The following is a 9539-nucleotide window of genomic DNA, read 5'->3' as shown; positions in this document are numbered from 1 at the left end:
CCCACGGGCACCAGCGCCACCGTCACCACGCTGGAAGACACCCCGTACGTCTTCGGCGTGGCCGACTTCGGCTTCAGCGATACCAGCGACACCCCAGCCAACGCCTTCGCCGCGGTGATCCTGGGTGATCTGCCGCAGGCCGGCAGCCTGACGCTCAACGGTCAGGCGGTCGTCAGCGGCCAGCGCATCGCGGTGGCTGACATCGCCGCCGGGCTGTTGCAGTTCGCTCCGGTGGCCAACGCCAACGGTGCGGGCTATGCCCGCTTCACCTTCCGGGTGCAGGACGACGGCGGCACCGCCAACGGTGGCGTCGATACCGATCTCACCGCACGCACGATGACCCTGGATGTCACCTCGGTGAACGACGCCCCCACAGGCACCAGCACCACCGTCACCACGCTGGAGGACACCCCGTACGTCTTCGGCGTCGCCGACTTCGGCTTCAGCGATAGCAGCGACACCCCGGCCAACGCCAACGGTGCGGGTTACGCCAGCTTCACCTTCCAGGTGCAGGACGACGGCGGCACCGCGAATGGTGGCATCGACACCGACCCGACCGCACGCACGATGACCCTGGATGTCACCTCGGTGAACGACGCCCCCACAGGCACCAGCACCACCGTCACCACGCTGGAGGACACCCCGTACGTCTTCGGCGTCGCCGACTTCGGCTTCAGCGATAGCAGCGACACCCCGGCCAACGCCTTCGCCGCGGTGATCCTGGGTGACCTGCCGCAGGCAGGCAACCTGATGCTCAACGGTCAAGCGGTCGTCAGCGGCCAGCGCATCACGGTGGCTGATATCACCGCCGGGCTGTTGCAGTTCGTACCGGCGGCCAACGCCAACGGTGCGGGTTACGCCAGCTTCACCTTCCAGGTGCAGGACGACGGCGGCACCGCGAATGGTGGCATCGACACCGACCCGACCGCACGCACGATGACCCTGGATGTCACCTCGGTGAACGACGCCCCCACAGGCACCAGCACCACCGTCACCACGCTGGAGGACACCCCGTACGTCTTCGGCGTCGCCGACTTCGGCTTCAGCGATAGCAGCGACACCCCGGCCAACGCCTNGGCCAGCGCATCACGGTGGCTGATATCACCGCCGGGCTGTTGCAGTTCGTACCGGCGGCCAACGCCAACGGTGCGGGTTACGCCAGCTTCACCTTCCAGGTGCAGGACGACGGCGGCACCGCGAATGGTGGCATCGACACCGACCCGACCGCACGCACGATGACCCTGGATGTCACCTCGGTGAACGATGCACCGTTGGGGGCCGACAGCACCGTCACCACGCTGGAAGACACCCCGTACGTCTTCGGTCTGGCTGATTTCGGCTTCAGTGACAGCAGTGACCATCCGGCCAATGCCCTGGCCGCCGTGATCATCGACAACCTGCCTCAGGACGGCAGCTTCACCCTGAACGGTCAGGCCATCGTCAGCGGGCAGCGAATTTCGGCCGCCGAGATCAGCGCCGGCCTGCTGCAGTTCATTGCCGCGCCCAACGCCAACGGCGACAACTACGCCCGCTTTACCTTCCAGGTGCAGGATGACGGCGGCACGGCCAACGGCGGTGTCGATACCGACCCGACTGCCCGCACGCTCGCGGTCAACGTCACGCCGGTCAACGATCCGCCCGTGGCGCAGGCCAGCAACGTCAGCGGCCTCGAAGACACGCCATACGTCTTCAGCTGGCAGGATTTCCACATCAGCGACATCGACAGCACCACGCTGTGGGTCAGCATCGCCAGCCTGCCCCAGGACGGCCTGCTGCAGAGCTACGACGGTGCGGCATGGCATGCCGTCACGGTCGACCAGCAGTTCTCACAGGCGGACATCGACGCCGGCAAGCTGCGCTTCGCACCGGCCGCCAACGCCTCGGGTTTCAGCGGCTTCGGCGCCCCGGGCACGGGCAATATGAAGCAGCACTACGCCAGCTTCGACTTCAAGGGCTACGACGGCGAGCTCTACAGCGACACCGCCAGCCTGACCGTCGACATCACCCCGGTGGCCGACAAGCCGATCCTCACCCTGACCGACGTGCCGGGTCAGACCCATGAGCTGTTCCGCACGGACTGGGAGGACGTCGACAACCGCAGCCCCACCTCCACCCTGGTGCATGAGGAAACGCTGGACGGCTGGACCAATATCACCAGCAGCGACCCGACTGAGGGCGGCTGGAACGGCTTCGAGGTCTGGTCCGATGGAGACCGCATGCACGGCCCGCACGGACGCCCGCAAGTCGTTCACGCGGCCACCGACGGTGGCAACAACTGGCTGGAACTCAACGACGCACAAGGCGAAGGTCACCAGACCCTGGGCATTGAGCGCAGCGTGGACACCGTGGCCGGCGCCGCCTATACGCTCAGCCTCGATTACGCCGGCCGCATCGGCTACAGCACCGACTACACCGCGATCGGCATCTACGTCGATGGTGTGCTGCTTGCCCATTACGCCAGCACCAGCCCGGACAACGCGCTGAACTGGCAAAACCTGCACTACAGCTTTGTCGGCACCGGCGGTAAGCAGACCATCCGCATCGTCACCGAGGCGACCAAGCGGGACGCCAACGGCCGCGGTGCGATGATCGACAACATCGCGCTCACCGAAACCCTGCCCAGCAACACCGGGCTGGAAGACACAGCCGTTCCGCTTTCGCAGGTGCAAGCGGCGCTGACCGACACCGACGGCTCCGAAGTCCTGGCGGTGGCAATCAGCGCCCTGCCCGTCGGCGCCACCTTGAGCGATGGCACACACAGCTTTACGGCCACGGCGAATGCCACGCAGGTCGACATCACCGACTGGAACCTGGCCACGCTGACCCTGCTGCCGCCACTCAACTTCAATGGCCAGATCACCCTCGGCGTGGAAGCTACCAGCACCGAGAGCGCCAACGGCAATACGGCCAGCACCACGGCCAAGCTGTCGGTGACGGTGATTCCGGTGAACGACGCCCCGGTCGCGCATGACGACAACGTCACCGTGCGTACGTTCAAGACCGTCGTCATCGACGTGCTGGCCAACGACACCGATGTGGACAGCACCGACCTGACCAGCGTGCTGGTTGATGGTCCCGAGCACGGCTGGCTGACCCGTAACAGCGACGGCACCTTCAGCTATACCGCCGCCTGCGGCTACGTGGGCACGGACAGCTTCACCTACCGCGCCAACGACGGCCAGCTCGATTCGCAGTTGGCGACGGTGACCCTTACCGTTACGGCCAATCACCCGCCGGCGGCCAAGGACGACGCGATCACCACCGCCGAAGACACCCCGGTGAAGATCGACGCCCTGGCCAACGACACGGATGCCGATGCTGATGCGCTGGAGGCCTTCGTGGTCCGCGGTCCGGAGCACGGCCGCCTGTGCCATAACGACGACGGCACCTGGACCTACCTGGCGGACCCGAACTGGTCCGGCACCGACCAGTTCACCTACCGCGACTGGGACGATCTGGACGGCTCCAACCTGGCCACCGTCACGATCACTGTCACTCCGGTCAACGATGCCCCGACCGCACGTGATGTACGCCTTTTCGTGCGCCAAGACGGCAGCGTACGGATCGACTTCGACGATCTGGTCCACGATGTCGACGGCGACGCACTAACCCTGTCGCTAGCCAACCCGGCACACGGCAGCCTGAGCCGCAACGACGACGGCAGCTACACCTACCTTCCCGCCAGCGGCTACACCGGCACTGACACATTCACTTACTCCGTGAGTGATGGCCAGCTCAGCAGCACGGCCACCATCACTCTCGAAGTGAGCTACCACGACGACGATAGCGACGGCGACGGCGATTGCAGCCATCAGGCGACCGTGTTGGTGCAATCCGGACCGCAGGCCTTCGACAGCGGCAAGACGGGTTACGGCTACATCTTGGTGAACCGTCGGGACCCATCAACCTGGCCGCAAAGTGATGATCGGCAGACGCCTCCGCCCGCACTCGACTGGAACGCCCAGGCCGAGACAAGCAACCATGGCGCCGGCCACACCGGCGGCGATTGGTGGGGCAACCTGTTCGATGAACCGCCGGTCAGCCTGGATGACCTGGCCAGGCTTTCAGGCTTAAAGGTGAAGAAACCGCATTGATTGCAGACGCTCCCCACTTTTGAGGTGGCGCTGGGGTTTGGAGTCCAATCCCCCATCCGAAGGGGATTGGACGTGAAGAAGTGTTTTTCCGAAGAACAGATCATCGGCTTCCTGCGTGAGGCGGAAGTCGGCATGCCGGTGACAGGGCTTTGCCGCAAACACGGCTTCCGTGAGGCCTTCTCGTACTTGTGGCGCAGCAGGTTCGGCGGCATGAGCGTGCCGGAGGCCAGGCGTCTGAAGGAGTTGGAGACGGAGAATGGGCGGCTGAAAAGCTCTTGGCCGAGCAGGTCCTCGAGAACGAGGTGATCAAGGACGCTCTGCGAAAAAATGGCGTGCAGCTGCGGTTGATCGAACGGAGGAAGCCGAACCAGAACGCGTACATCGAATCGTTCAACGGCTGCCTGCGCGGGGAATGCCTGCGGCACTGGTTTCCCAGTCTCCTGTACGCACGCGCCGAGATCGAACGCTGTCGGCGGGAAATAACAACGAGGAGCGAGCGAAGGAGGCTTTGTGCGGGCTGACGCCCGCCGCCTATGCGAAGCAGTTACGATGAACCCTAACTCCAAACCGTCCCGTTACTCAACGCGGAAAGACGTCGCCGCAGCTGGGACACATCCATGCCGGCGTACTTGTTGTTCCATTGGTAGCAAGTCGTTAACGGGATTGTGTGTCGGTGATGGCATGCGTTATGCGCTCGTACTCGACAGCCAGATCCGCCATACCTCCCGGTATATGCCTCGCCGTATGGGCGCACCGATCAGCGTGCGCATGCGCGAAGATTAGTTGTGGCGAAGCACCATACGGCCCATAAGTTTTCGCATGCGTGGCGCCAAAGAGACCGATAGTGCGCACGCCCAGTGCATCGGCTAGATGCAGTGGCCCGCTATCCAGACCGATGACAGCGCGGGCGCCTGCAACGATGCCTGCCAAGCCCACTAGATCGAGGTCGAAGAATATGGCGCCATCCGGCGCCGGTATGGGGGGGCGGTTGGGTGCCCCACAGATATAGACGCGTAACCCAAAACCGAGCAGATTCGCGATCAGAGGCGCCCATCGATGTGGCGACCACTCCTTGTAATACGCGCCCGCATGCGGGCAGATCACCACGTATGGGCGGTCAGTGGGTGGCATTGGTGGGAACTGCAGGCGAACGCGCAGATCGGTGCTTTCGACTCCGGCGGCGCGCGCCATGGTGTCTCGCACGTGTTCGCCATGACGCGGGCCCCGGAAAGAGTGTGGGGTACTCGTGTGCCATTCGGTACCGCGGATGCTCTCCACAACGGGCAGAGGACCCGCGCCGAAGATGCGAGCAAACGGAGCGAACGCGACAAAATGATCCGCCCTACCCTGCGCGGCCATGGCGCGCATCACGGCATAGGCATGGATGCTGTCGCCAAGACGCCGTGTCAGATGGACATGCCCATCTAGCCGCCCCCCGATGGACCGCCGCGTTATAAGAGAATGCGGCGACCACCCGCCCGGCACTCCCGAAACCTCAGTCCGCTGGCACTATCGCGATACTGTGCAGCCCTTCACGCTGGGCGCGACCAGGGCCGAACTCAACCACTTTCCCATCTTTGAGGATCACGGTGTAATCGGTGTGGAACAGCGAACGGCGTTTACGATGCCGACCTAGATAGGTGTAGACCTGATAGTCGTCGACTACACGCAAGGCATCGGGACGACCAAGCTCAAGCAGCACGTCAGCCCTATCGCTCCCCGGACCTAGGTGAACGATCTTTTCACCGGTGGTTCGGCAAGCCGACAGCATGACCGCAACCAAGGCCGCTACCAAAAAACGCTTCATGCTCCCCCCTGACAATACAACCGGGCTCCGCCCGGAGCCGGTGAGCATACAGCATCAACCCCAGCGGTACCCATCTGCCTGCTTTTAATCGCTTGGCACAGCGAGGGGCGGATGCGAGAATCGTCCCAGGGGGAACTGATTGAGGTTCTGACAGATGGCGCCAGCTCAACTTGGCGCTTGGTAGTGTCGCGTCGATCCAAGGACCGACAGTCCCCTGGCAGTCGCCAAGGAACGGGGTCCAGCTCACTCATGTCACGTCTTGCCATGCAGCGCCTACCGGGAGCGAACCTGGTAAGTGGTCTGCCGTCGATCATGCCTTCAGGGCGAAGACGCGTGCTTGGATCTGTAATTCGGACAGGCATTGCTTGCCTGCTTTTGATGCCATCGTTGATTGCCTATAGCGCTGTCGCTGCGATCAAACCGACCACCCTGAGCGAGGTTTTCGACGCAGCACACGAGATGGCCCCCAGCGTGCGAGCCGCAGAGGCCAGCGCAGCTGTTTCACGCGCACGGTCACGTCAGGCCCTTGGCGCAATGCTGCCACAGCTTTCGCTGACCGCGAGCGCGAATGGCAATAGACGCAACTACAACACGCATGATGATGTCACGGACACCATGCATGACCGTTACCACGCCCATAGCTATCAGCTGAGTCTTAACCAGCCGATCTGGCGACCGGCAAATACATCTACCTGGCACCAGGCACAGGAAAGTCAGGCACAGGCGGACTACCAACTGGCCGATGCCGAACAGAAGCTCTACGCCAAATTGGCCAGCGCTTGGTTCGACCTGATGCAGGCCCGCGACGAGCTGGAATTTTCACGTAGTCAGACAGAAGCATTACGTGAGCGGTGGAAAATGGCTCGACGTGGCGGGGAGCTGGGCACCCAAGGTGCGCCGCAGGCAGCGGAAGCCGAGGCGAAGTATCGCGAAGCGGCTGCAGACGAGGCCTCTGCAGAGCTCGATCGCGACAGCAAGCTGGCCTTGCTGGAGCAGTGGACTGGGCCGGCTGATGGCTTGGTCCAACCGTATCTACGTGAGGATGCCACCTTGCCCGACCTGGTGGGCAAAGACCTCGATGCCTGGTTGAACCAGATAGATGTGCACTGCCCCAGCCTGCATGCCGCCAACAAGGCGATCGAAGCGGCCAATGATGAAATCCGCAAGCAGCGCGCAGGGCACTCCCCGACGCTGGATCTAGTCGCCAGCTACGGCACCAACGACCAGGCGGTGGGCAACTTTCCAGGGCAGGCTGGTTATGGCATCAGGACGTTCACAGTGGGCCTGCAGCTAAACGTACCGTTGTATTCCGGCGGAACCCAATCTGCGAAGGTCGCCGAATCCCTGGCAGAGCGTGACAAGGCACTGGCCGATCGGGACGAGACCCGGCGGCAGGCCATCCTGGACATCAAGACGTCGTTCTTTGAATGGCGCTCTGGGTTGGCCAAGGCCGAGGCTTCGCGCGCCACAATGAAGTCTACGCGCTTGGCCTGGATCGCTGCTGCACACGGTGAGCAGCAGGGCTTGAAAACCCACGCGGATGTTCTCGACGCACGCCAGCAGTGGATGGCCGCCCGCCGCAACATGCGCAAGGGCCGTTACCAGCAGATGGCCGCCTACGTGAAGCTGCGCGCCACGTTGGGTGAGCTTAGTTCCGATGATGTGGATGAACTCGATCGCCTGTTCGTGGCCACCGACAGCGAGCCTTCACTCACTCTGACAGCGGGGGCGGAGCAATGAACCAGCCCGCCGCCACCGTGCCATCCCGGCCGGCGTCCGGCTGGGAGCGGTTCCTGGCGGCTCGTACGTCCGACGCGTTTTGCTCCGCCTGGCTGGCGCTGATCTGCGAGAAATTCCCCGAGGTGCGGATGGGTGCCGTGCTGGTGGAGGCCAGCGACAGCCAGGCCTTCGTGCCGATTGCGGTCTGGCCGGCGGCCAGCACCGATATGGGCCGCATGGGCGCGGCGGTCCAGCGCAGCCTGGCCGAACGACGTCCCGTGCTGGTAACGGCCACGGAGGAAGCCGGCATCCTCCATATTGCGTTACCCGTAATGGTGAACGAGCGGGTGGCCGCGTCCGTGGTCATCGAAGCGGCCATCACATCGGCAGAGGCGGCGCCGTTGCTGCGCGAACTGCATTGGGGCAGTGCGTGGCTCAGCAACTTGCTCGGCAAGCGCGATGCTGACGCAGCCGCCAAGGCCAGTGAGCGTTCGCTGGGCATCCTGGAAACCATCGCCACTGCCCTGCGCCATGCCCGGCTGCAACAGGCTCTGTTCGAGTTGACCACCACGCTGCGCCAACGCTTCGTATGTTCGCGGGTAGCGATTGGCCTGCTCCACGATGCGCAGGTGCGAATCGTGGCGCTTTCCGAAGCGGCAACGTTCGAGAAGTCGTCACCGATCGTGCGCGCCTACGCCGACGCCATGGCCGAAGCCTGCGACCTGGCCCAGCCTGTGGAGGCGGCCATCGATGCCGACGGCGCGCTGGCGGGGGGCTATCGGGCACACGCGGCGCTGTTGCGTCAGGTGGGTGCCCAGGTGGTGCTGTCGGTGCCCGTGGACCTGCATGCGCGCACGGTTGCGGTGATCACGCTTGAGCGCGACCAGGGGCCTGCCTTCGACGCTGATCAGCGTCAATGGCTAGAGACCTTCGCGGAGCTGTTCGCACCGGTGATCGCCCAGCGTCGCGATGCCGAGCGCAACTCGGTGCAACGCCTGGGCACCGAAGCGTCGCGGCTTCTGAAGGCGATACTCGGGCCGCGTCACTTGGTGTGGAAATTCGCCACCATCGCAGTGGCCGCCGTCGCTGCAGTGCTGGTGTGGTGTCAGGTGCCTTATCGCGTGTCTGCGAAAACCGTCAGCGAGGGCTCCATCCAGCGCGTGGCGGCGGCACCTTTCGAAGGCTTTCTCGCGGCGAGCTTCGTGCGGGCCGGAGACACCGTACACAAAGACCAGCTATTGGCCCAATTGGACGACCATGAGCTGCGGGTGGAGCAGGCCAAGTGGGCAAGCCAGCGCGACCAGTATCAGAACAAACTGCGCGAAGCGCTCGCCACCCATGACTTGAGCGCCGTGAGGGTGGTGACCGCACAACTCGACGAAGCCCAGGCGCAACTGGACCTGACCCAAGACAAACTCGCCCGTGCCCGGATTCGTGCGCCGTACGACGGCGTGATCGTGTCGGGCGACCTGAGCCAGCAGACCGGCACGCCGCTGGAGGCTGGCAAGAAGCTGTTCGAGATCGCGCCGCTGCACAGCTACCGCATCATCATGCAGGTGGACGAGCATGACATCGGCCAGATCCGCGTCGGTCAACCGGGCGAGCTGGTGATGACCGGCCTGGCCGGCGATCCCCTGCCCTTCACGGTCGCCCGGATCATGCCGGTGGCCACGAGCGAGGACGGCAAGAACTTCTTTCGGGTCGAGGCACGGCTGGACCATGCATCGAATTTGCTGCTGCCGGGTATGGAGGGTGTCAGCAAGGTCGCCATCGGTCGACGCAGGATGGGCTGGGTGTTGCTGCACGGCTTCCTGGATTGGCTGCGGGTGAGCTTGTGGCGCTGGAGCCCGTGAGGCCGGACGGATATGGCGCGTAGCCCTTTCAGTCCGTCCTGGCACAGCGTCGCCGGCCTGCGGCCC

6 protein-coding genes and 1 pseudogene are annotated in these 9539 nt (G+C 64.1%); 5 read left to right on the top strand and 2 right to left on the bottom strand.

Annotated elements, in window-relative coordinates:
* The first annotated feature begins 1091 nt into the window (after nt 1-1091).
* The 3 genes and pseudogenes from ISP17_RS13235 (at nt 1092) to ISP17_RS19525 (ending at nt 4615) form a co-directional block, all read left to right on the top strand.
* Nucleotides 1092-4094, top strand: a complete 3003-nt coding sequence (locus tag ISP17_RS13235; RefSeq protein ID WP_449757872.1) for a tandem-95 repeat protein — start codon at nt 1092-1094, stop codon at nt 4092-4094.
* Between the two features lie 132 nt (nt 4095-4226).
* Nucleotides 4227-4420, top strand: a pseudogene (locus ISP17_RS19530) (transposase); the annotation flags it as partial.
* The gene (locus ISP17_RS19525) at nt 4397-4615 is read left to right on the top strand and encodes an integrase core domain-containing protein (RefSeq protein ID WP_449757874.1); all 219 of its coding nucleotides are present in this window, start codon (nt 4397-4399) and stop codon (nt 4613-4615) included. The pseudogene ISP17_RS19530 and the gene ISP17_RS19525, both read left to right, overlap by 24 nt.
* A gap of 133 nt (nt 4616-4748) precedes the next feature.
* On the opposite strand, the gene ISP17_RS13225 is transcribed toward ISP17_RS19525, so the two are convergent.
* Together ISP17_RS13225 and ISP17_RS13220 are read right to left on the bottom strand one after the other, a co-directional pair.
* Nucleotides 4749-5225, bottom strand: coding sequence for a glycosyltransferase family 9 protein (locus ISP17_RS13225; RefSeq protein ID WP_404634318.1), 477 nt, complete (start codon nt 5223-5225; stop codon nt 4749-4751).
* Nucleotides 5226-5589: 364 nt separating this feature from the next.
* Nucleotides 5590-5901, bottom strand: coding sequence for a hypothetical protein (locus ISP17_RS13220; protein WP_404633862.1), 312 nt, complete (start codon nt 5899-5901; stop codon nt 5590-5592).
* A 249-nt stretch (nt 5902-6150) separates the two neighbouring features.
* Here ISP17_RS13220 and ISP17_RS13215 point away from each other — a divergent pair, with 249 nt between their 5' ends.
* A complete protein-coding gene (locus ISP17_RS13215; protein ID WP_404633860.1) occupies nt 6151-7641 on the top strand; it encodes a TolC family outer membrane protein in 1491 nt (496 codons plus the stop codon).
* A complete protein-coding gene (locus tag ISP17_RS13210) occupies nt 7638-9473 on the top strand; it encodes an efflux RND transporter periplasmic adaptor subunit (RefSeq protein ID WP_404633858.1) in 1836 nt (611 codons plus the stop codon). The genes ISP17_RS13215 and ISP17_RS13210 overlap by 4 nt, the downstream gene beginning before the upstream one ends.
* Nucleotides 9474-9539: the final 66 nt, after the last annotated feature.

The sequence above is a fragment of the Dyella ginsengisoli genome (assembly GCF_044904665.1).
Classification (GTDB): domain Bacteria; phylum Pseudomonadota; class Gammaproteobacteria; order Xanthomonadales; family Rhodanobacteraceae; genus Dyella_A; species Dyella_A ginsengisoli.
The sequence above is the reverse complement of the archived record's forward strand: the minus strand, read 5'-3'. Positions and strand labels throughout refer to the sequence as shown.

Coding starts and splice junctions, on each gene's coding strand:
- ISP17_RS13225 (WP_404634318.1), bottom strand. CDS start 5,225: ATGCCACCCACTGACCGCCCATACGTGGTGATCTGCCCGCATGCGGGC.
- ISP17_RS13220 (WP_404633862.1), bottom strand. CDS start 5,901: ATGAAGCGTTTTTTGGTAGCGGCCTTGGTTGCGGTCATGCTGTCGGCT.
- ISP17_RS13215 (WP_404633860.1), top strand. CDS start 6,151: ATGTCACGTCTTGCCATGCAGCGCCTACCGGGAGCGAACCTGGTAAGT.
- ISP17_RS13210 (WP_404633858.1), top strand. CDS start 7,638: ATGAACCAGCCCGCCGCCACCGTGCCATCCCGGCCGGCGTCCGGCTGG.